Genomic DNA, 26018 nt, shown 5'->3' on the forward strand with positions numbered 1-26018 from the left:
CTGCCGGCGCGTTTCAATCGGCTTTCCGCCATGGCAGGAGCTCGACTTGAAGATGCCGTCGGCTACGCCCTGCGCGACTTCTGGGGCGCCTGCCGCGCCTCCTCACACTTCGGGGGACCGCGGTCCCAGCACCGGGTTGGAGAGCGTGCCCACGCCCTCGATCCGGATCTCCACCCGGTCGCCGGGGACCAGCGGTCCGACACCCGCGGGGCTGCCGGTGAGCAGCACGTCACCCGGTTGCAGGGTGATCCAGCGGGTGACGAAAGCCAGCAGTTCCCCCACGCCGAAGACCATTTCCGCGGTGGAGCCGTCCTGGACCGTCCGGCCGTTGACCAGGGTGCTCAGCCGCAGTGATGCCGGGTCGGCGATCTCGGTCTCGATCCACGGCCCGAGCGGGCAGAAGGTGTCCGCGCTCTTGGCCCGGGTCCACTGTCCGTCCGCGCGCCAGTCGTCCGCGGTGATGTCGTTGGCGCAGGTGTAGCCGAGTACGTAGTCGGCGAACGACGCCGCGGGGACCTCGCGGGCGGTGCGGCCGATCACTACCGCCAATTCGCCCTCGTACTCCAGCCGCCGCAGCCCCGCGGGGTGGATCACCGCCGCACCCGGCCCGACGACGGCGTTGGGCGCCTTGAGGAACAACGGCGGCTGGGTCGGCCACGGCCGCTGTTTCTCGGCTATCTGGCCTGCGTAGTTGCTCCCCGCGCACACGATCACTCGTGGGTCGCTCGGCGCGAGCAACTCGACCTCGTCCAGGGCCGCGACCCTGGGGCCGGGTTTCGTTCGGCCCAGCGGGCCGTCCCCCACGTCATGGACGTAGTCGCCCACCAGTACACCGAGCCCGGTGTGCTCTCCCTTGCGATACCTGACCAACCGCACCGGTCATCTCTCCTATCTGAGCCCTCCTGGGCCCTTGAAACCGTGGACGCCGCGGTACCAGGCCGTCAGGAACCGACGGCCTGGTACCGCGGGATCTGGAACCGTCAGGCGGAGGTGACGGCGGGCGCTCCCTCCGTCCCCGCCGTTCCGGTACCGACTGGCGGGGCGCTCGTGGCCTCGCGCAACTTCTTTCGCAGCGTGAGGACGAGCAGCGCCGCCACACCGAAGACCAGGCCGAAGAAGACCTGAGTGAGTGCGTATCCACCGCCGCTGATGTCGCTGAGCCATCCGCCGATGTACGGCCCGAAAAATCCACCGAGGTTGCCGACGCCGTTGATGATGCCAATGCCGGCGCCTGCGGCGGCCACCGGCGTGAGCTTGGTGACTGTCGCCCAGAAGGGTCCGTACCAGGCAATCGACGCCGCCGTGCCCAGAATCATCGCCCCCAGAACGAGCCATTTCTGTTGAGCCGAGATCAGACCCGCACCGGCGAGAACCACGGCTCCGACGCCGAGGACGGCGCACATATGGGTGATGTGCCTGCCATGACGGTCCGCCGACCGACCGATCAGAATGATCGCGACGCCGGCGGCAATCTGCGGCAGGATTGCGACGAGACCGACCTTCATATCGGTGTGGAAGGCCGTCTTCAGCACGCTCGGCAACCACATCGAGAGTCCGAGCAGACCCAGCTGGGTCAACGTGTAGATGAGAGCGAACAGCCACACGATCGGGCTTCCGAACGCAGCCTTGAAACTTCCACGATGCTTGAGCGGCTCGCCTTCATCGGTACGAGATTTCTCGATGTAGTTACGCTCATTGTCCGACAGCCACTCCGCTTTCGCCGGCGTGTCGCGGATGATGTAGAGCCACACGGCGAGCCCGACGATGAGTGGGGCGCCGCCCATGATAATGAACATCCAGCGCCAGTCCGCATAGGTCAGGAGCATACCTGCGGACGGCGCGGCGATGATTGCCGCGATCGGTGTGTACAGCTTGAAGATCGCATAGGCCCGGCTGCGTTCGGCGAACGGGAACCAGGACCGGATGGTGGCCATCAGCGCGGGCTGCACGCCACCCTCGGCCACCCCGAGCAGGAAACGGGCGAGCACGAGTTCGGTGAGGTTGTGCGTAAACCCTGACGCGACCGCGGCCGCACTCCACAGCACCATCAGAATCGCGACCCACCGCTTTGCGCTCCACCGCTCGGCCATGTAGCCGCCGGGGACCTGTAGCAGTAGATAGCCCCAGAAGAAGATGCCGGTCGCGAAGCCCGCTTGAGCCCCGCTGAGGTGCATGTCCTTCTGGAGGTTGGGCAGAGCGAAAGCGATGTTCGAGCGGTCGATGTAGCAGATCACGTAGATGATGACGATGACCGGAAGAATTCTGGTCCATCGCTTCATTTCGGACCGGCGCCGGACAATGGATGTCTGCGTGGCCAACGACCTACCTCCTTGTAGGTTGTTTTCTCACGGTGGCTGCTCGACTCTGCGCCGAGCGCCGATTGAAGAGGTCTCCGATGGAATGAGACTCCTATGTGGCGGGCAATCGTTCTTTCTTGAGATTCCCGCTCGATGGTCTTCCGGTGGGATCGAATACCGCATTCGGAAGATAGGCAGCGTGTAGAGCGAAGTCAATACTCCGGCCACGAGCGGCCGGGATATCTTCAGCGTGCCGCCGCAGCCGGGCGGACAATGAAATGGCAAGCGGGCGTGCCGGCCCGACGAGGGTGCTTATCATCGTGCGCACCTTCGTTGACGTGGCGGAATCAAGCCGGGACAGCCGGGCTAATCAGGCGACTCGAGCGCGGAGCGAATGAGTTCTACCGGGTGGCTGGCACCACGTCCGCCGCCGTGGGCAATTTGCTGTCGGCAGGACACGCCGGTGGCCACCAGGACGGTGTCTTCGGAGGCCGCTTTGACGGCTGGGAAGAGGCGGTCATTCCCTACTGTCATCGACACGTCGTAGTGTTCGGATTCAAATCCGAAAGATCCGGCCATGCCGCAACATCCGGCGTCGAGTTCGTCAACCTGGACCCCCGGGATCCGCTTGAGCAGTGCAACGGTCGCGGCGGTGCCGACCTCCGCCTTCTGGTGGCAGTGGCCGTGATAAAGCAGCCTGCGCCCGGCGAGCCAGGAATCCGCGCGCAGCCGCAGCCGGCCGTCATCAATGGCCTCGCCCAGCAGCTCTTCCACCTGCCGTACCCGGCCCGCGACGTCCTTGACCGCCACGTCGTCGGGCAGCAGTGCCAGGTGCTCGTCCCGCAGGGTCATCAGGCAGGACGGTTCGCAGCCCACGATCGGTGAGCCGGGTTCCCCCGTCGCGCTCAGTGAATGGGCGAGCTTGCGTGCCTTGTCCTTGGCGTCGTCGACAAGCCCCTTGGACAGGCTGGACCTGCCGCAGCAGCCACCGCTCTCCAGTTGGACCTGCCACCCGGCCCGTTCCAGCAATTCGATGGCCGCCCGGCCGATGCCGGGCTCGGTGAACGTGGTGAAGGAGTCGGCGAGGAAGGTGACCGTTCCCTGGGTGACGGGGTGCGCCGGACTCGTGCGCCGACGGAACCAGCGCAGCAGGTTGATCCGCGCGAACTTCGGCAGCGGCCTCGCCGGCGTGATGCCGACCAGCCGGTCCATCAGCCGGCGTAGTAGCCGGCTGCGCCCGGGCAGGTTGGACAGCGGTGCTGTCGCCGAGCCCAGCCGGTTCAGCGACCGGATCGCGCCGAAGATCCGGGACCGCAGCGGAGTCCCGTGCAGGTCGTGATGGTGCGACAGCGTCTCGCTCTTGAGCGCGGCCATGTCCACGCCGAGCGGGCACTCACTCTTGCATGCCTTGCACCCGAGGCACAGATCCAGGATCTCGTGCAGCCGCTCGTCGCCGAGGGCCTCCCGTGGGTCGGGCTGGGACAGCGCTTTGACCAGGGCGTTGGCGCGTCCGCGGGTGGAGTGCTCCTCCTGGCGGGTGGCCATGTACGACGGGCACATGGCGCCGGTGGTGCTTTTGCGGCACAACCCGATGTTCATGCAGCGGTCCGCGGCGCCGCGCATGCCGCCGACCACCTCGAAGTCCAGCCGCGTCCGGAACGGCGTTGCCGGTGGCAGCGCCGGGTCACGCAGGTTCTCCGTCATCGACGGGGCGTCCACGATCTTACCGGGGTTCATCCGGTCGTCCGGGTCGAAGACGTGCTTGACCTGGCGCATGGCCTCGTAGAGCGTGTCGCCGAAGAGCTCCCGGTTGAACTCGCTTCTGGCCAGCCCGTCGCCGTGCTCGCTGGAATTGACGCCGCCGTACTCCCTGACCAGGTCCTTGATCTCCTCCGCGACGGCGCGCATCTTCTGCACCTCCGCCGGATCGGTGAGGTCGACGAAGGGGCGGATATGCAGGCAGCCGACCGAACAGTGCCCGTAGAAGCCGGCCGTCATGTCGTGCCGGTCCAGGACCGCCTTGAAGCGCTGGGTGTAGTCGGCGAGGTGCGCGGGGTCGACCGCGGTGTCCTCCACAAACGCCAGGGGACGGCGTGCGCCCACGCTGGCGGCCATCAACAGGCCCAGGCTTGACTTGCGGACCTTGAGCAGGGCCGACTGCTGGTCGGCCGTGACGGCCTGCAGCGTGTGGTATCCGTGGCCGTGGCGTTGCCACAGCGCGGTCACCCGCTGGAGCTGGCCGAGGAGTTGCTGCTCGTCGTCCCCGGAGAAGGTTACGAAGAGCAATGCCTCGGGGTCGCCTTCGAGGATCGCGCCCAGCGAGGCGTACTCGATTTTCCGCCGGGACAGATCCAGGATCGTACGGTCCATCAGCTCGACGGCGGCCGGATCGCAGGACAGCGCGTCCTCGGTGGCCGCGATGGCGGCGGGCGTCGAGGCGAAGTGCCCGACGGCGATAACCGTCCGACGCGGCTTGGGCACGAGGTCGACCAGGGCCTCGGTGGCGACCACGAGCGTGCCCTCGGAGCCGACGACGAACTTCGCCAGGTCGAACGGGCCCTCCCCGAGGAGCCGGTCAAGCCGGTAGCCGCCGGCCCGGCGCCAGAACTTGGGGAATCCCCCGGCGATGGCGGCGGAGTTCGCTCGCACGATCTCCGGCAGCTGTCGGTAGATGCGGCCCTCAAGCGTGGCCGCCTGTGCCCGGCGCGCCCGTTCGGTCTCGTCCACCGGTGCCAGGTGGGCGTAGCCGGCGTCGGAGAGCACCACGTCGAGTTCACGCACGTGATCGATGGTCATGCCGTAGCGGACCGATCCGCTGCCGGCCGAGTTATTGCCGATCATCCCGCCGATCGTGGCGCGGTTGCTGGTCGAGGTGTCCGGGCCGAACATCAGCCCGTGCGGTGCCGCGGCCTGATTGAGCTGGTCCTGCACCACGCCCATCTCGACCCGGGCGGTGCGGTTCTCGGGGTCGATCTCCAGGATGCGGTTCATGTGCCGGGACAGGTCCAGCACCAGGCCCGGCCCGATGGTCTGGCCGGCGAGGCTGGTGCCGGCGCCCCGGGGCACCAGCGGCACGCCGAACTCGGCAGCCGCCGCCACCGCGGCCGCCACATCCCCGGCGTGGCGCGGAAACGCCACGCCCACCGGAGTTATCGAGTACATGCTCGCGTCCCGCGCGAACAGGTGCCGGGTGTAGTCGTCGAAGGCGACCTCGCCTTCGAGTTCCTGCCGGAGCCTGCGGGCCAGATCCTGACTGGCAACGTCTTCGGTGGTAGGCACGGAATTGCTGACCGTGGTCACTGTTCGCTTCCTCCTTCCGATCGTCGCTCCGGGCGATTCACTCGGCGCGCAACAGCTCCAGTGCGGCACTCAGGCCGCCCGGGTCGATTGCCACCCCGGCCAGTTCGAGCCCCATCTGCACGCCGGCGAGGGTTCCGGCCAGGGTCAGGTCGTTGAAGTGACCGAGGTGGCCGATCCGGAAGACCCGCCCCGCGAGCTTGCTCAGGCCGGTACCGAGCGACATGTCGAAGCGGTCCAGGATAATTTGTCGGATTTTGTCCGCGTCGTGCTCCTCGCCCAGCAGCACCGCGGTCAGAACACTGGAGTACTCCCGCTCGTCGGCGCACAGCACCTCCAGGCCCCAGCCCCGGACGGCGGCGCGGGTGGCCTCGGCATGGCGGTCATGCCGTGCGAACACGTTGGGCAGGCCCTCCTCTTCGAGCATGAGCAGGGCCTCCTTCAGCCCGTAGAGCATGTTGGTGGCCGGGGTATAGGGCCAGTAGCCGCGCTCGTTGGCCTCGAGGATGGGCGTCCAGTCCCAGTAGGACCGCGGTAGCCGCGCCCGCTCGGTCGCGGCCAGTGCCTTCTCGCTGACCGCGTTGAAGCCGAGGCCCGGGGGCAGCATCAGGCCTTTCTGTGAGCAGCTGATGGTGACGTCGACGCCCCACTCCTCGTGCCGGTAGTCGATCGACCCCAGCGAGGAGATCGTGTCGACAAAGAGCAGGGCGGGATGGCCCGCCTGGTCGATGGCCGCCCGGATCTCCGGCACGCGGCTGGTGACACCGGTGGAGGTCTCGTTGTGGACAACCATCACCGCCGCGATGGAGTGGGTCGTGTCCTCGGCCAGCCGTTCGGCGACAACGTTCGGGTCCACACCGCGCCGCCAGTCTCCGGCAACGAAGTCGACTTCCAGCCCGAGGCCCTCGGCCATGGCGCGCCACAGGGTGGCAAAATGGCCGGTCTCGAACGCCAACACACGGTCGCCGGGGCTCAAAGTGTTGACCAGCGCCGCTTCCCACGCCCCGGTCCCGGAGGAGGGAAAAATGATGACGGGACCGCTGGTGCCGAACACCGGCTTGACTCGTTCCAGGACGTCCAGTCCCAGCTCCGCGAAGTCCGGCCCGCGGTGGTCGATGGTGGGTTGCGCGATGGCCCGCAGCACCCGGTCGGGGACGCTGGTCGGTCCAGGGATCTGAAGGAAATGCCGTCCACTGCGAGTGGTCACTGATACTCATCCCATCTATCGTGCCGTTATACGGCACACCGTGCCGTAAAAAGGTACGGTGATGCTAGGATCGACCAACCGAGGAGTCAATGGATGCGCGCTGTTTTGAACACTCTGCGGGTGCTGGAGGAGGTCGCGACGCGGCAGCCGATCGGCGTGGGCGAACTGGCGCGAGTGCTGGAGATGCCCAAGAGTTCCGTGCAGCGCTCTCTGCACACCCTCAACGAGGCGGGGTGGATCCGCCCTGCGCGGGGCGAGATCACTCGGTGGGTAGTGACCACCAAGGCGCTTGACGTGGGCCGGCATGCCAGTGGGGATCTCGGCCTGCGCGACGCCGCCGTACCTGTCATGGAAGACCTGCGCCGGCGCACCGAGGAGACGATTCACCTGACGGTTCCCGAGGGGGACAAGATGGTGTTGATCGAGCGACTGGAGACGGCCAAGCCGGTACGGACCAGCATGGCCCTCGGCCATGCCCTTCCGCTTCATGCCTCCGCCAACGGCAAGGCGGTACTCGCGAACAGCTCTCCCGAGGTGATCGAACGGCTGCTTGCCGAGGGACTGCCGCGCTACACCGACACCACAATCACCGATCCGGACCGGCTGCTCGCCGAACTGGACAAAGCACGGGCACAGGGGTACGCGACCAACGGTGGAGAGTGGCGCTCCGACGTCGGCTCGGTCGCGGCGGCCGTCATGGGCGGCGTCGGTGAACCCGTCGCGAGCCTCAGTGTCAACATTCCGATGAGTCGCCTGACCGACGAATCCCAAGCCTTTTTCGGCGCCGTGGTGAGTGAGGCGGCGAAAACCCTCTCGGCACGACTTGGGTACATTCCCGACCCCGCCCCGCAGGCATCGGCGTAGAGGAGTCGATGCCCGTACCGAGCCCGTTCGGATGCCGTATGCAATCACTCAGTCCGTCGCTGCTGCCAGGGGAGTAACCGCAGATGAACGCTACCGCCGATCGTACACCCGGGCCCGTCGCCCCGCTCTCCGGAATCCGTGTGCTGGAGATCGGGGCGTTTATGGCGGCGCCCTTCGGCACAATGCAGCTTGCCGACCTCGGGGCCGATGTGATCAAGGTGGAGAATCCGGACGGTGGAGATCCGGTCCGCTTGATAGGCCCCTACGTTGCCGGACAGAGTTCACCGTTCGCCCGCCTCAACCGCAATAAGCGCTCGATCGCGCTGGATATCAAAGCAGAGCGGGGAAAGCAGGTGCTGCGTCGCCTACTGGCCACTGCCGACGTCCTCGTCGAGAACCTGCGGCCGGGGGCTCTCTCGCGCCTGGGTTACGACTACGAGACGGTCCACGAGATCAATCCGCGGATCATCTACGTCTCCGCGTCCGGCTGGGGTCAAGACGGTCCGCTCGCCACCCTCCCGGGGCTGGACATCATGGCGCAGGCCCGCTCGGGGCTGATGAGTATCACGGGCCCCCCGCAAGGTGATCCGGTCAAGGTCGGTGTGCCGATCTGCGACCTCGTGAGCGGGTTGTACGTGGCCATGGCGGTGCTCGGCGCGTTGCGAGTCCGCGACTCGGCCGGCACCGGCCAGTACGTCGACGTTTCACTGTTCGAATCGGGTGTTTCGTTCGCGATCTGGGAGGCCGGCCGCTACTTCGCCACCGGCGAGGTCGCGAGGCCGCTCGGGTCGGCGCACCAGTCGACCGCTCCGTACCAGGCGATCCGCACTGCCGACGGCTGGGTGACGCTGGGCGCGGTCACGCCCACGACGTGGGCCGGCCTGTGCCAGGCGCTGGATCTCATCGAGTTGCTGGACGAACCGCGTTATCAGGACGCCCACGAACGGCACAGTCACCGCGAAGCGTTGATCCCCGTCATCGAGGCGGTGACGTCACAGCGGAATACCGACGACGTGATCGCCGCGCTCGAATCCGCCGGTGTTCCGTGCGCGCCCATCGCCGACACCGCGCAGGTCTTCAACGATCAACACCTGAACCAGCGCGGGTTCTTCTGGGATGCCCCACACCCGGTCATGGGCGAGGTGCGCCAGATCGGGTCACCGATGCGGTTCTCAGCGACGCCCGCGGTACGTGGCGCCGCGGGGCCGCTGCTCGGCGCGGACACCGAAGCCGTGCTCGCCGAGTGCGGCTTCGCCCCGGCCACCATAGACGAGCTGATCAGTGCGGGCGTGGTCGCCGTCCCACCCGGTTCCGGCTCAGCCGCGGACGGGACGGACGCGACCGCCGGCGACACGCCCGCCTGACCCCGACGCCGACCCTGACCCCGACACCGATGGAGAAGTGACACATGTCAGATGACCTGCTCGTCTCTCGTGACGGCCCCGTGTTGCGGGTGACCTTCAACCGGCCCGAGCAACGCAACGCCCTGACCTGGCAGATGTACGCGGACCTCGTCGGGGCGTGCGAGCTCGCCGACACCGATGCGGAGGTACGGGTGATGGTGCTCCGCGGCGCCGGTGACGCCGCTTTCGTCGCCGGCACCGACATCAGCCAGTTCTCCGAGTTCCGCACCGGCGAGGACGGGATCGCCTACGAGCAGAAGATCACCGGCGTCGTCGACCGTCTGGCGAGGGTCCGTGTGCCCACCGTGGCGGCGATTTCCGGATTCTGTGTCGGGGGAGGACTGGCACTCGCCGCCGTGTGCGACATACGCGTCGCGACGCGATCCGCGCGCTTTGGTGTCCCCGTCGCCCGCACGCTCGGCAACTGCCTGGCCATGGGCACGTACTCGCTGCTTGTCGGCCATCTGGGCCCGGCCCGGGCCCTGGACATGCTGCTGCGGGCGCGGATGTTCACCGGTGAGGAAATGCACGCCGTCGGTTTCGTGGCCGAGCTGTGCGGCGACGCCGAGCTGGACGCGTGCACCAGCAGCGTCGTCGACCGGTTGGCAAGCCACGCACCGCTGACCATGTGGGCGGCCAAGGAATCGGTGCGGCGGCTCCGGCAAGCCAACGTGCCCAACGGAGATGACATCGTGCGCACTGTGTATGGCAGCGAGGACTTCCATCATGGCGTGGCGAGTTTCGTCGCCAAGCGGAAACCGCGATGGCTGGGCAGGTGACCGACCCGCCACCGTCAATGACGGGGACCGACCGACATTGTCGAGGCCCCGCACGTAGGCCGGATCACAGCGGCCATCCCGATCACCGCCGAACCCGAGCATCGGGAACAGCCGCTTCGAGCCGTACTTGAGGTCCAGGAGGACTTCGATCTCGGTCGGTTCGAAGCGAAGCGCCTTGCCTTGCCTTGCCATTTCGCGCTCGATGGCCTGGGTCGGCCAGCCCTCCGCGCCTTCTTTTTCCAACACCGCACGCAAACCTGTGAGCAGTCGGTCCAAGCCGCTCCCCATACCCCGGACTTCATGAGCGAGCGCTGCAGCCAATTGCGGATCGACGTGCGGTCCACCGTGAAGGCGTCCGCGGTGCGATAGCCGGGCTTCAGCATCCGCATTGCCGCTCTCAGCCTCATCCGCGGTGACAAACCGGAAATCATACTCTACGCCCAGGTCATCGTCCTGGCCGCGATGCAGGAGATCCAGATAGAGGAGCTTCTTCGGATAGGCGAGCGGGTTGTTCGCCCACAGCCGCGGGAGCTTCCCGGTGAACGAGCCACAGAGGCCGATATTGAGAGCAGTCAGTCGCTGCTGGCCATCAACGATGGCAGTGATAGCCCGGTCACCCAGCGGACCTGTGGGGGCACAGTGGGCATTGTCGCGCTCATGGTAATCACGCATGAAGTCGTAGAAAGCGAAACGGCCGGCGTTGCCCTCTTTGACGTTCCACATGAGAAAGGAGCCGATGGGGTACCCACGCATGAGGCTGTCAAAGAGCCGAGTGATCTTGTCGCGCGACCATGACGAACTCGCGCTGGATTGCCGGCAACACGTACTCACGACGATGGATCCGGTCCAACGCGTTGGCTATGGTGATCGGCGTCTGGAACGACACATGTCCCCCGGAGTCTCAGGCTCTGGCCCACACGGTAGCGCCCAGGTCGCCGACCCACAGCCCGAACGAGGTGCCTACGCCGACATCAGGAGTGGAAGGTGCAGCAGGTGACATCCCCGCCGCCGTGGCCCAGGCTGGTGAGCAGCTACTGATCCACAACTCTTGACAATTGCTCTCTTGGTGAGCAGGGGCCGTCGGTATAGGTGTGCTCGCCTCCGCCCTTGCCTCCCTGCCGCTGGGCAGGTAATAACGGCTGATCAACGCCCACCGTTCCACCGTGAGATCCGAGGCACAGCCTTCCCCGGCTGTGTCACCCGCACCGGCCGCTGTGCCGACGGATGCCTCGTGTCCCCGGGCGACCGTCCGAAGAGGGGTTCAGCACATGTCCAGGTTCTCCAATGCGAGGGTGATCGTGTTCTTCGCGGCGGCAGTTGTGTCGGTGGGGGTGTTGTCTGCCGGCCCCGCAGTGGCTGACCCACCCGCTCCGCCCGGGACGCCCACCGCGACGGCATTCGCCGGGATATCCACGGTGGGCCCGTTGTTCGGCGACGGGCTAGCCCAGGACCACAGGTGCACCGCCAGCGTGGTGGCGAGCCCTCGCCACGACCTCATCCTGACGGCGGCACACTGCGTCTCCGGAACGGCGGCCGGCTGGCAGTTCGCCCCCGGCTACAACGACGGTCAGACCCCTTACGGCGTCTGGACCGTGACCCACGCCTACGTCGACCCGAAGTGGAGCAACGGCCAGGACCCGCAGCACGACTACGCGATCCTCGAACTCGGCGACCAGCGGCTCGGCGGCCGCGAGGTCGGCGTCCAGGACGTGGCCGGCGCGAACATCCTCGGTCAAGCGCCGCGTTCCGACCAGACGATCGCCGACATCGCCTATAACACCGGCATCGACGACCAGCCCGTCCGCTGCACCACTGCCGTCTACTACACCGACGGTTTCCCGTCATTCAACTGTCATGGTTACGTGGGAGGGAGCAGCGGCAGCCCCTGGCTATCTGCCGTCCCCGGCAGCCACCAGACCTACGTGGAGGGCATCATCGCCGGGCTGCACCAAGGCGGCTGCTACGAGTACACCTCCTACTCGCCGGCGTTCAAGCCGGACGCATACAAACTCATAGTGAGGGCAACGTTCGGCGTGCACCCCGACACCGTCCCCACCGCTGGCAGCGACGGCTGCTGACGGCAGATGCGGTTGCAGTACGAGGCGTCTACGGTACTGAAATGCCCTCGTAGGAGCCGCATCGAACCGGCCCGCAGGGTCTCCCCACGGTAGTTCGGCCGGGCGGCGGTGCCGGCACCAAGGACGCGAGCCGATGTCGTCGGGCAACGTACGGCCGGCACATGCGGAGGCGGCGCCTCCGTCGTCGATGGTGAGGGCGTGGTAGCGGTCGTCGATGCGGCGCAGGACCTCTTCAGAGTCAGCGCGGTCGCCCCGGGGCTGGCTGACCAAAGTGTTGGCCTTGTCGCGCCACCGCAGGTTGTTGATCGACAGAACTGGCCGCCACCCGTGTTCCGCTCCATGCAGTCGTCCGTCCGCGGCGGCGCCTGCGAGGCAGAGGAGCGTGGGGCGAGTAGGAGAGGACACGCACCCTCCCGCCACCTCAGTGAACTTTGCCTTACCGGGAGCCAGAACCGGGCCCGGCCTGGAGCAAACTCCCACCCCACTGACCAGCAAAGCCTCACCCAGTGATTAAGAGGCCGCGCGAATAGGTGGGGCGGCGCCGCCCATCGGCACGCGACGCCGCCCCACCTATTCGGGCGGCCTCTAAGCGATCCTCACTACCTGTCCACCGCACAACCAGGCCTACGACCCACGCCCCAAAGCCAGCGCAGCCCGTACAGCCGCCTCCCCCAGCGCTGCCGGACATCGAACCGAGAACCAGTCCGGACATGGAAGCGCCAGCAACTCCCGGTTGGCCGTCTTGTCCACCCCTGGCCGACCCCAGACACACCACCGAACGCCACGCGGTCCGTGCGGGCCTGGGGGCGTGCCAGCCGCTTGTCGGTGGCAGGGGTGTGCCCGGACCGCCTCGCCTGTCCTGACCGCTCACTTGGGCTTCTGCCCCATCCAGCCGCTCTGGCACCAATCAGGCGAGCCGGTCGGCGATGGCCAGGACCACAGCAGCGGCAACGGTTGCCGCCGAACTGATGACCATCACGGCCCGGCTCCACCCGCTTTCGCGCGTGACGTCGGCGTCCAGGTCATCCCGCTCCGGCTTCAGCCAGTACGCCCCAAGCAGGGCCGCATACCGCACAGGGGTCTCGCCATGAGGATCCATGCCCTACCAACGCGTGACTAAGAGAAACGACAGCGGCAGCCCCCTCGCCGTCACCCTTTCAGCCCACACGGCCCGGCCCGAGCCGATCCCGTATCCGGCGGGCCGGGCTCAAGCTCGGCCTGGAGTACGCCCGACCAACTCCCTTATCCTCCAGCGGCAGCCCGCGGAGTAGCGACCGGGCCGTCCGCGCGAGGTGCACCGTCGCGCTGGGGGCAACATCGTGGTCGGCTCCCGGATCAGGGCGAGGGCCTCGTGCCACATCACCTCGGTGGGATACCACCCGGCCAGCCGCGCGATCGACGACGCGACCGTCGCCGAGGCGCTGGTATGCGTCGAATCGCGGCACGCCGTCCTGGCCCCGTTCTCCGCCGGCAGCAACGACCTCCTCATCCCGATCCGCGACGGCCTCACGGCCGACCACGCGCACACCGAACGGGGAGAACTCATCGCCGGCAGTAAACCGGGACGCACCTGTCCGGAACAGATCAGCCTCTACAAGTCGGGCGTGGCAGTACAGGACGCCGCGGCCACGGCCCTGGTCGTCACCGCCGCCCGCGAGCAGTCGACCGGCAAGGAGATCACGCTGCGGTGACGCCACACGGCGACTGGACCACCCACCGGCTGAGCACATCGACAGCTACGCCGAGAGGGGGTGCCGCAGGGGCGCTTGCCGGTCATCTCCGCGCCGGTTCATGACCGTGTCAGCTCACCACCAGGAGGTGGGGTGACCTCTCGTTGCAGACGGGCGGAGACCATCTGCACCGCGACGAGCAGCACCGTGCCGGCGGCCAGCAGGGGCACGAAACGGTCGGCAGGCGGGTCGGTGAGCATGATCATGGCGGTGGTCGCCATGGCCGGCGGATGGGCCGCCTTGAGCACGAGCACGAGTCCGCAGGCGATGCCGCAAGCCACGGCAGCGGCCCAAGGGCCGTGCCAGCCAAGGGCGAGCACCGCGAAGCCGACGAGGCAGGACAGCATGTGGCCGCCGATGACATGGCGGGGCTGCGCAAGAGGCGAGTTGGGAGTCGCGGTGACGATCGCCGTCGTGGCCGCGAGCGGCGGCACCAGCACCGTCTGGTGCGTAAGCGCCCCCACAGCCACCAGCATGGCCAACCCGACCGACGTGGTGACGGCCGCCGACGCGACCGTGCGCCCGGGCACCGGCGGCTCGTCGGGTTTCCACCAACGGGCCCAAGACCGCTTCGCCGGACGGACTGGGACATCCACGACTTCCGACATCTCGGGCACGTCATAGGTCACGAATGCGACATTCCTGCCCGGAGGCGAGGCAGACAGCCGCACAGCGGCCCCGCCTCCCCGCGGCGTGCGTCCGCGCCAGATGGAGAGGAGGCGTGGCCTCCGGACTGCCGGGCGTGGCGCACACCTGTAGGGGGTACGGAATCACCACAGGAACTCCTCGCAACCGTCCCCGCTTCCGGCCCACGGCGGCTCGTCGTCCGTGAAGACGGGGATCACGCCCAAAATCCTGACGCCGCGAACCACCGCCCGTCCAAGCCCGCCTCCTTATCGCTCGATCGAAGCCGCCTATCGAACCGCTCCCGCCAAGACCACGGAGCCACCACTGCTCCCCGCCTCCACACCACAATCCACGGAGAACCGGAATACGCACAGCCCTCCGGAGCCAGTCCACAGAGAGCGAGTCCAAAGGCGTGGCCAGAAGGTCAGGGAGGCGAAGCCAGAGCCGGATCCCTGCGACGGTGATCGTGCCATGGAACACGAAGGCCCGCTTGTCATACCGCGTAGCCACGGCCCGGAATGACTTCAGCGCGTTCACGGAGCGCTGTACTTCGTTCCTGCGCCGGCAGGTCCGCTGGTCGAAGCCTGTGGGCCGACCGCCTTTGCTGCCTCGGCGGCGGCGATTGGCCTGCTGATTCTCCGACTCGGGGATCGTGCGCTTGATTTGACGGCGGCGCAGGCAGCATCAGCACACGGCCGGCGCCCGTAGCGACCCGCCGCCGGCTCCCGCCTCAAAGGGGGCCGTGTGGGCAGAGCATCAGGGCGAACGGCCGTGGCAGCACCCGGGTTGCCAGGTTTGGGCTGCTCTGACGTCGAGCAGGACGGCACGACCTTCACCCTCGCCGCGATCGACATCGTCAGCCCTGGCGCACGGGCGTCACCCTGGGCGCCCTGAAGTAGCCCCAGCACGGCCGCCGCAGAGGCCCGTGAGCCGGCACGGGCCTCTGCGGCGGCCGTGCTGTGTTGCGTTCGGGTAAGAACGCCGTGACGTTCTTGTTCAGCTACTGACGCACGTTCGGACTGTTCGTACAGTCAGCTGGTCGGACCATATATCTGATGCCCCTCTTCACCGTGAGCGAGAGGAACGGCTCATCGCAACCGTCCCAGGCACCGCGCAACCGCCAGCCTCCAGCAGCGTCGGCAACGCGCTGGTCGCCCATCTGGAAGAGCTGATCGCGGTGGGTGAACCCGGCCCGGGTGAGGCTGCCGTCGGAGCGTTAGCCGGCTGATTCGCTGTCGGCGTCGTGGACCTCGCCACGGGAAGCCCTGCACCAACTGGAGGCCAAACACCTCATCAAGCGGCGGCAGAGGCACCGCGATCCTGGCGCCGCCCGCCGTGAGCCTTCATCTCGCCGACGTCGACCCGCTGATCCGGCGCACGCGCTACGACAGCGCGCCTTCGCCGACCAGGACTGACCTTCGTTCAACCGTGACGGCCCGCCTCAGGGCGGCGCGACGCCCTGCCATCGCCTCTGTTTGCACCGATCACCGATACGGCGCTGCTCACGCGAGCCGAAGTCATGCCGGGACCCGATCCAACGACACGAGCACAGGAGTACGCATGACCACCGATGCCATGGACCCGGGGGACGCCCGGGAGCTTCTCATCTCCGGCCTGGGGCGCCGCGGTTTCCTCCGCGCCGCCACCGCCGTGACCGCGGCCGGCACTGCGGCGACGCTGCTCACGCAGGGCCAGGCGCAGGCGGCGGAGTCGGCGAAGCCGCCCTTGACCGCGTTCCCGAAGGAGATCCTCCAGCCCGGCAAGGGACCGGTCCACGGCAAGCACTACCTGCCCTCGCTGCCGGAACAGGTCCGCTGGGGGTACGTCCCCGCGCTCGACAGCCAGCCGGTGCTGCGGATTCGCTCCGGGGAAACGGTGACTGTCGACACGCTCTCCCATGAGGGGCTCCTGGAGGATCAGGGCCGCGACCCCGCCACCTACTTCGCTCACCACGGCGTCCCCGCCGATCAGGTGCTGGACGACGCGATCGCCGTCGCCCGCGACTACACCCGGACCACCCGCAACTTCGATGTCGACGGCCCCCACGTGGTCACCGGCCCGATCCACGTGACGGGGGCACAGCCCGGCGACGTGCTGAAGATCGAGGTGCTCTCGACCCTGCCGCGTGTGCCCTACGGAGTCGTGTCGAGCCGCCACGGTAAGGGCGCCCTCGCCCGCCAGTCCGGCGGCTCGGCCCCGGCCGGGATCACCCTCGAGGAGGTCATGCCTCCGGTGTCGACGGACGGGCGGGCCACCGGAGACCCTGTCCACTACGGCAATGTCTCGCTCTTCACACCGATCCGCCGTTCGGGCGTGGTCCTCAACGGCGTGATGCCGCTTGGCGCTTCCGGTGAAGTGGCGTTCCCGCTCAAGCCCCACATGGGCATGATGGGCGTCGCTTTCGCGTCCGGGGACACCCTCACCGCACCCACCCTCAACTCCATACCGCCGACCCTCGGGGGCGGCAATATCGACATCAACCTCCTCACTCAGGACTCGACCTTCTACCTCCCGGTCTTCGCTGAGGGCGCCCTTTTCTATACCGGTGACCCGCACCTGGCCATGGGCAACGGCGAAGTGGCGCTCACGGCCATGGAGGGCTCGCTGCGCACGACCTTCCGCCTGACCGTATGCAAGCAGGGTTCCGGTGACGCCCCGTCCGTCGCCTTCCGCTACCCCTTCGCCGAGACCCCCGACGCGTGGGTGGCCGTGGGCCTGTCCGACCCCGACGGCATCCAGAACAGCCAGATCAACGACCTGAACATCGCCATGCGACGCGCCGTGGTCAATGCCCTGGACTTCCTTGAGCAGGACCTCGGCATGGACCGCGCAGTGGCGTACGCGTACCTGTCGGCGGCTGCCGACTTCGAGGTGTCCCAGGTCGTGGACCGCACCGTCGGCGTACACGGGGTGATCAAGAAGGATCACTTCACCAACAAGCACCTCGCACGATAGGAGCCACCACCCATGGACGACCAGCAGCCATATGAGACGGGATCAGCGACGCACGTGAGCAAGTCAAGAAATCTCAACAGGCGCGGCTTCATAGGTGCCGTGGGCGCGGCCGGCGCTCTGGGCATCGTTGGCGGGGCGGCAGATCCGGCCTTCGCGCAAAGCGCGGCGACCGCGCAGGCACCGACCAGTACGTCTGGACGGCCGTCCCGCAACGGGAACTTCGAGCTGATGGAGGCGACGATCGCCGACATTCACGATGCGTACCACCGTGGCCTGCTCACCTGTCGGGAGTTGGTGCAGCAATACCTCGACCGGATCGCCGCCTACGACAAGCAAGGGCCGGCTCTGACGGCGATCATCACCGTCAACCCGCGCGCGCTCGAGGTCGCCGACGAGCTGGACCGCAAGTACAAGCGTTCCGGGCTGACCGGCCCGCTGCACGGCATCCCGGTCATCCTGAAGGACAACTACGACACCTTCGACATGCCGACCACCGGCGGCAACACGGCGATGCGTACCTCCGTGCCGCCCACGGACGCGTTCACGGTCGACAAGATGCGCAAGGCGGGGGCACTCATCCTCGCCAAGGCCAACCTGCAGGAATTCGCCCGGGGCGGCAACTCGCTCAGCTCGCTGGGCGGACAGGTCCTCAACCCCTACGACCTCACCCGGACACCGGGCGGATCCAGTGGCGGCACCGGTGCGGCGATCGCCTCGAACTTCGCCGTCCTGGGCACGGGCAGTGACACCGGTCAGTCGGTCCGTTCCCCCGCTTCCGCCAACAGCCTCGTCGGCGTTCGTTCCACCAGGGGTCTGATCAGCCGCAGCGGCGTCATACCGGCCAGCATCACGCAGGACGAGCTCGGACCCATCACCCGTACGGTGGAGGACGCGGCTCGGATGCTCGACGTCATGGTGGGCTTCGACCCGACCGACCCCGTCACGGGATACGGCGTCGGCCGCCCTCCGCGCAGCTATACGGACAACCTGCGACGCGACGCGCTCAAGGGTGCCCGCATCGGCGTGATGACCAATCTGTTCGGCACCGAGGCACGCCACCAGGAGGTCAATCGTGTGATGGAGGAGGTCATCTCCAACATGCAAGCGCAGGGCGCGACCATCATCCGCTTCACCCTGCCGGCGTACGACACCCTGCAGTCCATCGTGGTCACCTCCACGTGGGAAGCGCATACGGCCATGGACGCGTACTTCGCCTCACTCGGCCCGGACGCCCCGGTGCACACCTTCGACCAACTGGTCGCCTCCAAGACGGCGACACCGGAGGCGCAGGCGGCGCTCGAGGCGGAACTTGCGATCGTGGACGGCCTGAACAATCCGACCTACAAGGACCACTTCGTCAACCGTGAGAAGCTTCGGCTGGCGGTGTCGGCCAAGATGGCCGAGCTCAACATCGAGGCAATCCTGTATCCCCTGCAGAAGGTGCTCGTCTCCCTGGTCGGCGTACCGCAACCCGAACGCAACGGCACCCTGTCCAACGGAACGGGCTTCCCGGCCGTCTGCTTCCCCGGTGGCTTCTCCACTCCCACCGCGTCAGCTCCGATCGGCGTACCGGTGGGCGCCGAGTTGCTGGGGCGTGAGTACAGCGAGCCGCTGCTGCTCTCCCTCGCCTACGCCTACGAGCAGGCCATCAAGGCCCGGAAGCTCCCGGTCAGCACGCCGCCCCTGACGCGGTGAGCGTGGGCCTCGGCCTCTTGGGCGTCCGCTCGACGCTGGACCGAGTCGGCGGACGGGCCGACCGTGGCGTCGTCGGGAACCGTGCCGTCACCCCACTGCACGCGGGCGTGGTAGCCCAGTCGAGCCGGTGACGCCACCGGTCACCGAACCGACGTCCGCCGAGAAGACCTGCCCGGGGGTGGTCGTCTGGTCCTTGGGGGCGGTGGTTGCCGGCGCAGCGGCCGGCGTACCGTCGTCGGCGATGGCGAACACGTGGATCCTGCCCGCGGAGCCCGGGTCACCGGTCTGCGTCGGCAGGGTCATTACTGGGACACGCTCCTAGCCGGCGGCAATGTGCTGTCCGAGGAGCGCGCGGTCCGCGTCGCTGAGCCGGTCGGCGGCGAAGCGAGCCTGGTGCCAGTGCGGATAGATCAGATACGGCGCGCTGACCTTGTCGAGCGCGGCGAACTCGTCGTCGTCCAGCGTGAGCTGGGCGGCGCCCAGGTTGTCCTGGAGCTGGTCGTCCCGGCGTGCGCCGATCACCAGGGTGCTGACACCGGGCTTGCGCAGCAGATAGGCGAGCGCGACCTGGGCGGGCGAGACGCCGCGGCCGTCGGCGACGCCGACCAGCACCTCGATGATGTCGTAGAGCCGCTCCCTGTCGCGGATCGGCGGCTCGTCCCAGCGGGGGTCCACCTGGCGGGTGCCCTCCGGGGCCTCGCGGTCGCGCCGGTATTTGCCGCTGAGCAGTCCTCCCGCCAACGGGCTCCACACCATGATGCCCAGCCCTTGGTCCAGGGAGAGCGGGACCAGCTCGTACTCGCTGTCGCGGGATTCCAGGGAGTAGTAGATCTGGTTGCTGGCGAACCGCTGGTACCCGTGGGCGTCGGACACGGCGAGTGCCTTCATCAGTTGCCAGCCGCCGTAGTTCGACACGCCGAGGTAACGGATCTTGCCGGCTCGCAGCAGGGTGTCCAGGGCCTCCAGCGTCTCCTCCAGCGGTGTCTGCCCGTCCCACTCGTGGACGTGGTACATGTCGACGTGGTCGGTGCGCAGCCGCCGGAGGCTGCCCTCCAGCTGGCTGATGATGTGGTGGCGGGACAGCCCTCCGTCATTTGGACCCTCGCCGACGACCATCCGTACCTTGGTCGACAGCAGCAGCTCGTCCCGGCGGCCCTCGATCGCCTTGCCGAGGATCTCCTCGGCCGCTCCGTTGGAGTACATGTTCGCGGTGTCGAAGCAGTTCACCCCGGCGTCCACGGCCATGGCGACCTGCCGGCGGGCGCCCTCCACGTCCGTACCGCCGATGATGGCGAACGTGCCCTTCCCGCCGAAGGTCATGGTTCCCAGGGTCAGGACGGAGACTCGCAGGCCCGAGTGTCCAAGTTGGCGGTACTCCACGATTTCCACTCCCCTCGGCTTGCAGCGCTGCCCGGCAAGGTCCGTGCCGGTCGTGTGCCGGGCAGCCACAACACGGCATCGCGTGCATCGTCCGCCGGATCCTTTCCAGGCGGGCAGCCATGCCCCGTCGGATTCTGCTTCCGCGGCGGAGGAAGCCGCTCAGGCACGCCGCGAGGCGACGGCGACCATCGGTCGGCGGGCCGGCCGGCCGCGGGCCGACGCCCGGAATGCACGGTCGAACGCTGTGTCAACAATACCAAGGGCTGGCGTCTACGGCAGCGGGCAGCCGGTCCGCAGCTTCCGCTGGGAGCTCCACAAGCTCGCAGGCCGCGTCCCATACCTGGGGCTGCTCCTCGTGGTGGTGGTGAGCCGTTGGAGGATGGCGAGGGCCCCTGGTCCGGTGACGTCCACACCCTTGACCGGTGTAGGTCGTACAGCGCTGCGTACACCGTGGGCAGGACCACGAACCATGATCCCAGACGAGGCAGAACCGCCGCTCAGGACCATCGCTCGGGGTTTCTCACGGCGAAAGACTTCAAAGCCTGACGACGATTCGGGTTTTTTACGCCACACACCATCGTCTCGGCGAGCAGTTCCGCCGCCGGGCCCTGCTGCCCCGACGGGACGGGGTGCGGACACGCCTCTGCGCAAGGGTGACGGCCGCCGTATCGGCGCGGGTCACACCGGGCGCCTGGTCGAGTCGGGCAACGCGGCCAGTTCGTGGATGCGCGGCGCAAGCTCCGTCAATGGCGCCGACATGGCCCGGTCGGGTCCGGGAGGCGCGACGGTCCGGCGGGTGAGCGCATGGACGGCGCGCAGCGCGGGTCCGGCGGCCGGCCGATCGCTGAGATCTGCGGCGGCTGCTATGGCGATCGCCTCCGCGGCGAGCACGTGCCGGACTCCGTCGAGGGCAGTGCGCAGCTGGAAGGCCGCGACTGTCGCGTTCGCGACGTGGTCCTCCGCCTCGTCGATGGGCAGCCAGCGCGTGCTTGCCGGTACCAGCCCGCTCAGTTGGAGCACGTGCGCGGTCACGGTGGTGACGAGCATGCCCAGGCCGAAGTTGCCGCCGGCTCCCACGAGCGACTCGGGCAGGCCGGGGCTGGACATGAGCCCGACCAGGCGCTGGCGCGACAAGCCCGCCAGCACGGTCATCGCCGTGGTGGCGGAGTCGAGCGGAATGCCGAGCGGGGCCCCGTGGAAATTCCCTCCGGAAACGATGGAATCCCCGTCGAGGATCGGATTGTCGGTGCAACTACGCAGCTCCGTCGACACAGCGGCGCGCACGTGGACCAACGCATCGTGGGCTGCGCCGTGAACCTGTGGGACACAGCGCCAGGCGTACGCGTCGTGAAAGCTCCGCCCCGATTCGCGCCGCGCCGTCTCGGCGGCGCCGAGCACCAGCTCGACCGTGTCGGCGGTTCGGAGGGCACCAGGGTGGGGACGGGCGTCGACGATCGCCTGCCCGAAGGCGTCCCGGTGCCCGCGCCGTACCTCCACCCCAGCCGCGGCCAGCACGTCCGCGGTGGTCACAAGCCGCTCGGCGTCCAGCAAACCGAGCGTGGCGAGCGCGGCGGTGACGGACGTGCCGTTCACCAGCGAGAGCCCGTCACGGGGACCGGGAGTCAACGGGTGTAGGCCACAAGCGGCCAGCAGCGGCCCGGCTGGTACCGCGTCTCCCGATTCGTCCAGGAGCTCTCCTTCGCCGAGCAGTGGCAGGCCGGCGTGTGCACTCGGGACCAGATCCCCTGATGCGGCAAGAGAGCCGGTCACGGGGACCGCCGGCGCCAGGCCGCGGTTGAGCACCTCAGTCAGGGCGGTCAGCAGCGCCAGTGAGCATCCGGCGCGGCCGGCCGCCAGGCTCGCCGCCTTGGTCACCCAGGCGGCCCGTGCCGCATGGCGGTCGAGCAGCGGACCGGTTCCGCACGCGTGGCTGCGCAGCATCGCTATCTGGTAGGCGCCCCGACTCCCGGTCGGGACGTCGAACGAGGACCGGCCCGCCACCTCGGTGGTCACGCCGTAGATCCTGGCACCACCGGCCAGCACCCTGTCGAAGGCGGCCTGGCCCGCGCTTACGGTGCCGGCAAGGTCAGCCGCCCACGTCAACGTCCTCCCTGCGGCGACTGCCGCCACCTCCTCCGGCGTGATCCCCGCCGGGGACAGCACCACGCTCATCCGGGCGTCACCTCCGGCTCGGGCGCGAGCCGGCGACGCGCGCCGTCAGGCCCGGGACCGCCCGGGTACGGCACCGGATTGCCCGGCGGACAACTGACCGGTGCCGCCGCGCCTTTAAGAATTCGCTGCGGGTAGGCGGTGTCCGTCGGGCGACCGTATGGGCCGTAGGCATCCTTGACCACTTGGTCGCGGTTGATCACCCCGGCAACGAGTTTTCTCACTTCCACATTCCTTCGCTGACCGGCCCATGACCTGACGACAAGAAAGCTTCTGGCAGGATCGTCGAACGGCCCGTCAACAGGCGGCGATGGCGTGAAGAAACCGATCGAGCCCCCAGGGCCGGGAACCGGCGTCGCCGGATCTACCTGGTCTCCCGGGCTTTTGTCCCGCCGTGGAACGCGGACGCTGAGTCCGCGCCTGCACCTCTCGGACCAGAAAACCCGTTGCCGGAACGACGTTGCCTGCAACAGCGGAACCCTAGGTGCGCCTCACCCCCGTCGGGTGAATCCACAAGAGCTAACCGAGTAGTGGTTTCGTCACCGCAACGATGAAGTTACTGCCTGGTTAAAGAGCAGCTGGAAAGCGTGGCAGGCCGCCGGACGCCCTCCGCGACATCGTTGAGTTACCGGTGAGTCACCGACTGCATCGGGGAGCCACTGCCCTTGGAGCAGGAGCAGCCCGCCGACGCCTACAGGCAGCTTTGCCAGTGCGACCCGCGGCTGTCCGGCACCGCTGTACATGCCGTGTCCGCATCTGTGGGCTAGGTGACCTTGGGGTCATGGCCAGGCGTGCCCCGCGGGGCGGAGGCTGGACGCAGCGGTCGGGCGGGGGTGAGGATCGTCCCCCCTCCTTGACCACCTGCTCGGGCGATTCGACGGGCGGCCCGGGGAGCTCAGGAAGGTGGACGTTGAGGGCGGGGCACGGTGCCGTTGCCTGGGCCTTCCCTCAAGGCACCGGGAACGCTGGACCTGCTCCGCGAGGGGCTGCGGCGCGGCGCCGACGTCATCGGCGGCTGCTCCTACAACGAGGCAGACCTGGATGACTGCCGGCGCCACGTGGACCTGGTCTTCGAGCTGGCCGCGGAGTTCAGCGTCCCCGCCGACCTGTACGCCGACTTCGGCAACGACGCCTCCGACCCGCGCTTCGCGATGGCCGAGTACATCGCCGGGGCCACCGCGCGCTCCTGGATGGGCGGCCGGGTCGCGCTGGGCCATATGACCTCGCTGGCCGGCCGCCCGCCGGCCGAGCGGCGCGCCGTACTGGCGAAGCTCGCCGCAGCAGGCGTAGCCGTGGTCCCGCTGCCGGCCACCGACATGCACCTGGGCGGGCGGACGGACGAGGTGAACACCCGGCGCGGCATCGCCCCGGTGCGCGAGCTGTGGGACGCCGGGGTGACCACCGCCTTCTCGTCCAACAACGTACGCAACGCCTTCACCCCGTACGGCAACGCCGACCTGCTCGACATCGGGCTCTTCCTCGCCCAGACCGGCCATCTGTCCAGCCCCGACGACCTCGCCCGGGTCCTGGCGATGGCGACGACCGAGGCCGCCCGGGTGGTCGGCATCGCGGATCGCTACGGGCTGCGGCCCGGCGCCCAGGCCGACCTGGTCGTGCTGGACACCAGGCGGGTCGCCGACGCCCTGCTGGACCGCCCGGTGCGTAGCGCCGTCATCAAGGCCGGGCGTGTCGTCGCCCGTACCACGCGCCGCACCGAATTGCTCCTCCCCACTGCCTGAGCAGCCCGTCACATCCCTTCCGTACCGGTGTCTTGAAGGAAACCACTGGGCGAGAACGCATCCCTCACGAGATCGCGGCCTCGATCCTCGCCGCCTCGACCGCCTTCATCGGCGGTACCGCGCTCAACCTGCCGCTCTGGGCGATCTTCATCTCCTGAGCCGGGACCCACCTCGCCGGCGGACCGAGCCTGGCCGTGGCCAAGCGGCTGTGGGAGGCGATGCCCGCCCGCTCGTTTTTTCACCATGGTGATCGTGCTGGTCATGCAGCACATCGGCGGCAGCCTCGGCAGCGGCCGACTCGCCCAGGACACGAGATGGCGGTCGGCACGATCCTCGCCGCCTTCGGGACAGCGCTGCCGGAGTCGGTGGTGACGCTGGTCGCGGTCACGACGGGCCCCACGGATGAGGCCAAGAACATCGGGGGCGGTGCGGCGATGGGCGGCCCGCTCGCGTCGGCCACCGTCGCCTACGGAGTGACCGGCGGCGCGATGCGGCTCCGGCGTCCAGGCACCCGGGCTAACTCCCGCTCCCCGCGTCGTGAACCCGGGGTCTACGCGGGAAGAATTTTTGTCATGGACACTTCCCATCCTGGCAATCGCTTGCTACCAAGTAGTAGCAAGCTTTCCTGCCCAGGGAGGTTCCGTGAGACGCACCAAGTCGTTATCAGCCCTCGCCACGCTCATCCTCGCGATGGTGTTCAGCCTGGCATTGTCCGGTCCGGCGCATGCCGCCGGACCTGCGTATGTTGCGCTGGGAGACTCGTACTCGTCCGGCAACGGCGCAGGGAACTACGACAGTGCAAGCGGCAACTGTCACCGCAGTTTCAGCGCGTACCCGTACCTGTGGAAGAACACCCACGCCCCGTCCTCGTTCGCCGATACTTCCTGCTCGGGCGCGGCAACCACTGACGTGACCAACAGCCAGCTCAGCCCGCTGAACTCCTCCACCGGGCTGGTCTCCATCACCATCGGCGGCAACGACGCCGGCTTCTCCGACGTCATAACCACCTGCGTGACCGGCTCCGACAGCGACTGCGTCAACCGGGTCAACCAGGCCGAGAGCTATGCCCAGAACACGCTCCCCGCCCGCCTGGACGCTACCTACAACGCGATCCGCGCCAAGGCGCCCAATGCCAAGGTGGTCGTCCTCGGTTACCCGCACGTGTACACCCTCAACGTCTTCTGCGTCGGCCTCTCCGACACCAAGCATCGCAAGATCGACGAGGCCTCCGACGTACTCGACAGCGTCATCGCCAACCGGGCCAGCGCCCACGGCTTTGTCTTCGGTGACGTCCGCACCACCTTCAAGGGCCACGAGCTGTGCTCTGGCGACAACTGGCTGCACTCCCTGGTGGTTTCGCCGAGCTGGGAGTCATACCACCCCACCGCCACCGGTCACACGAGCGGCTACTATCCGGTCCTCAACGCCAACAGCTGATCACCCTCACGAACGAAGTGGCGCAAAGCGAGCCCCTGTCCACGGCACTCTGGGAACAGGGGCTCTGCCGCGACTGGTGACCGCCGCGGCTGCTGGGGCGAGCCCTCTTCTACCGCTCCGCGGACACGACCTGATCAAGCGGATGCGGCGACAGGTCTCCTATCAGGTTGCACGAGACACGGTGACGGCCTGACCGAAGTTCGCTTCGGCACCCGATGCGGGGCGGACGGTCGGTTCGAGCACGAACGCTGTGACCGCTCCGTAGCGGCACAACCGAATACGGCATGTCCGCGACATGCCGGCAGGGCGGCGTACCTCCCGGCTGACAGCAGAAACGTCCGCTGTGAGGCGCACGTCAGAG

At 68.0% G+C, this 26018-nt stretch carries 19 protein-coding genes, 2 pseudogenes and 1 riboswitch; of the genes and pseudogenes, 10 read left to right on the forward strand and 11 right to left on the reverse strand.

The window, feature by feature from the left end:
* Nucleotides 1-102: 102 nt before the first annotated feature.
* The 4 genes from EFK10_RS10205 to EFK10_RS10220 form a co-directional block, all read right to left on the reverse strand.
* Entirely contained in the window at nt 103-876 is a 774-nt protein-coding gene (locus tag EFK10_RS10205; protein ID WP_127355409.1) for a fumarylacetoacetate hydrolase family protein, read from the reverse strand.
* A gap of 104 nt (nt 877-980) precedes the next feature.
* Nucleotides 981-2318, reverse strand: a complete 1338-nt coding sequence (locus tag EFK10_RS10210) for an MFS transporter (protein ID WP_127355410.1) — start codon at nt 2316-2318, stop codon at nt 981-983.
* Between the two features lie 345 nt (nt 2319-2663).
* Nucleotides 2664-5576 carry an FAD-binding and (Fe-S)-binding domain-containing protein gene (locus EFK10_RS10215; protein WP_240677121.1) on the reverse strand — a complete coding sequence of 971 codons (2913 nt, stop codon included), beginning with the start codon at nt 5574-5576 and terminating at the stop codon, nt 2664-2666.
* A gap of 58 nt (nt 5577-5634) precedes the next feature.
* Nucleotides 5635-6801 (reverse strand): pyridoxal-phosphate-dependent aminotransferase family protein, encoded by a 1167-nt coding sequence (locus EFK10_RS10220; RefSeq protein ID WP_127355411.1) that lies wholly within the window; start codon nt 6799-6801, stop codon nt 5635-5637.
* A 93-nt stretch (nt 6802-6894) separates the two neighbouring features.
* On the opposite strand from EFK10_RS10220, the gene EFK10_RS10225 reads away from it, so the two are divergent.
* The 3 genes from EFK10_RS10225 (at nt 6895) to EFK10_RS10235 (ending at nt 9847) form a co-directional block, all read left to right on the forward strand.
* Nucleotides 6895-7665, forward strand: a complete 771-nt coding sequence (locus EFK10_RS10225; RefSeq protein WP_127355412.1) for an IclR family transcriptional regulator — start codon at nt 6895-6897, stop codon at nt 7663-7665.
* Nucleotides 7666-7748: 83 nt separating this feature from the next.
* Nucleotides 7749-9029, forward strand: coding sequence for a CaiB/BaiF CoA transferase family protein (locus EFK10_RS10230; protein WP_127355413.1), 1281 nt, complete (start codon nt 7749-7751; stop codon nt 9027-9029).
* A 44-nt stretch (nt 9030-9073) separates the two neighbouring features.
* Complete coding sequence (locus tag EFK10_RS10235) at nt 9074-9847, forward strand: enoyl-CoA hydratase/isomerase family protein (protein WP_127355414.1); 774 nt, start codon at nt 9074-9076, stop codon at nt 9845-9847.
* A gap of 573 nt (nt 9848-10420) precedes the next feature.
* Here EFK10_RS10235 and EFK10_RS53165 read toward each other — a convergent pair.
* Nucleotides 10421-10600: pseudogene (locus EFK10_RS53165) on the reverse strand (hypothetical protein); the annotation flags it as partial.
* Between the two features lie 515 nt (nt 10601-11115).
* Between EFK10_RS53165 and EFK10_RS10245 the strand changes: the two are divergent.
* A complete protein-coding gene (locus EFK10_RS10245) occupies nt 11116-11925 on the forward strand; it encodes a trypsin-like serine peptidase (protein WP_127355415.1) in 810 nt (269 codons plus the stop codon).
* Between the two features lie 907 nt (nt 11926-12832).
* On the opposite strand, the gene EFK10_RS10250 is transcribed toward EFK10_RS10245, so the two are convergent.
* A complete protein-coding gene (locus tag EFK10_RS10250) occupies nt 12833-13024 on the reverse strand; it encodes a hypothetical protein (RefSeq protein ID WP_127355416.1) in 192 nt (63 codons plus the stop codon).
* A gap of 268 nt (nt 13025-13292) precedes the next feature.
* Here EFK10_RS10250 and EFK10_RS10255 point away from each other — a divergent pair, with 268 nt between their 5' ends.
* A complete protein-coding gene (locus tag EFK10_RS10255; RefSeq protein ID WP_240677123.1) occupies nt 13293-13616 on the forward strand; it encodes a hypothetical protein in 324 nt (107 codons plus the stop codon).
* 98 nt (nt 13617-13714) lie between these two features.
* Here the strand turns inward: EFK10_RS10255 and EFK10_RS10260 are convergent, their stop codons facing one another.
* Together EFK10_RS10260 and EFK10_RS10265 are read right to left on the reverse strand one after the other, a co-directional pair.
* Nucleotides 13715-14284 (reverse strand): HPP family protein, encoded by a 570-nt coding sequence (locus EFK10_RS10260; RefSeq protein WP_127355417.1) that lies wholly within the window; start codon nt 14282-14284, stop codon nt 13715-13717.
* Between the two features lie 430 nt (nt 14285-14714).
* Nucleotides 14715-14960, reverse strand: a pseudogene (locus tag EFK10_RS10265) (IS5/IS1182 family transposase); the annotation flags it as partial.
* Between the two features lie 882 nt (nt 14961-15842).
* On the opposite strand from EFK10_RS10265, the gene EFK10_RS10270 reads away from it, so the two are divergent.
* Nucleotides 15843-17237 (forward strand): acetamidase/formamidase family protein, encoded by a 1395-nt coding sequence (locus EFK10_RS10270; protein ID WP_240677124.1) that lies wholly within the window; start codon nt 15843-15845, stop codon nt 17235-17237.
* A 54-nt stretch (nt 17238-17291) separates the two neighbouring features.
* Nucleotides 17292-18932 (forward strand): amidase family protein, encoded by a 1641-nt coding sequence (locus EFK10_RS10275; protein WP_206305389.1) that lies wholly within the window; start codon nt 17292-17294, stop codon nt 18930-18932.
* 87 nt (nt 18933-19019) lie between these two features.
* On the opposite strand, the gene EFK10_RS10280 is transcribed toward EFK10_RS10275, so the two are convergent.
* From EFK10_RS10280 to EFK10_RS10290, 3 genes are all read right to left on the reverse strand, one after another.
* On the reverse strand, nt 19020-19235 hold the full coding sequence (locus tag EFK10_RS10280; protein ID WP_206305390.1) for a hypothetical protein: 216 nt from the start codon (nt 19233-19235) through the stop codon (nt 19020-19022).
* A 15-nt stretch (nt 19236-19250) separates the two neighbouring features.
* Nucleotides 19251-20321, reverse strand: coding sequence for an aldo/keto reductase (locus EFK10_RS10285; protein WP_322973309.1), 1071 nt, complete (start codon nt 20319-20321; stop codon nt 19251-19253).
* 669 nt (nt 20322-20990) lie between these two features.
* Nucleotides 20991-22484: an aromatic amino acid ammonia-lyase gene (locus EFK10_RS10290; RefSeq protein ID WP_127355419.1), complete on the reverse strand. Its 1494-nt coding sequence runs from the start codon at nt 22482-22484 to the stop codon at nt 20991-20993.
* Nucleotides 22485-22852: 368 nt separating this feature from the next.
* Nucleotides 22853-22976: riboswitch (guanidine-I (ykkC/yxkD leader) on the reverse strand.
* Nucleotides 22977-23413: 437 nt separating this feature from the next.
* Between EFK10_RS10290 and EFK10_RS10295 the strand changes: the two genes are divergently transcribed.
* From EFK10_RS10295 to EFK10_RS10305, 3 genes are all read left to right on the forward strand, one after another.
* Entirely contained in the window at nt 23414-24220 is an 807-nt protein-coding gene (locus EFK10_RS10295; protein WP_240677126.1) for an amidohydrolase family protein, read from the forward strand.
* 32 nt (nt 24221-24252) lie between these two features.
* Nucleotides 24253-24378: a hypothetical protein gene (locus tag EFK10_RS51985; RefSeq protein WP_265737492.1), complete on the forward strand. Its 126-nt coding sequence runs from the start codon at nt 24253-24255 to the stop codon at nt 24376-24378.
* Nucleotides 24379-24862: 484 nt separating this feature from the next.
* Entirely contained in the window at nt 24863-25657 is a 795-nt protein-coding gene (locus tag EFK10_RS10305) for an SGNH/GDSL hydrolase family protein (protein WP_127355421.1), read from the forward strand.
* Nucleotides 25658-26018 lie beyond the last annotated feature (361 nt).

Origin of the sequence: Streptomyces soli (assembly GCF_003999195.1) — a bacterium.
Classification (GTDB): Bacteria; Actinomycetota; Actinomycetes; order Streptomycetales; family Streptomycetaceae; genus Actinacidiphila; species Actinacidiphila soli.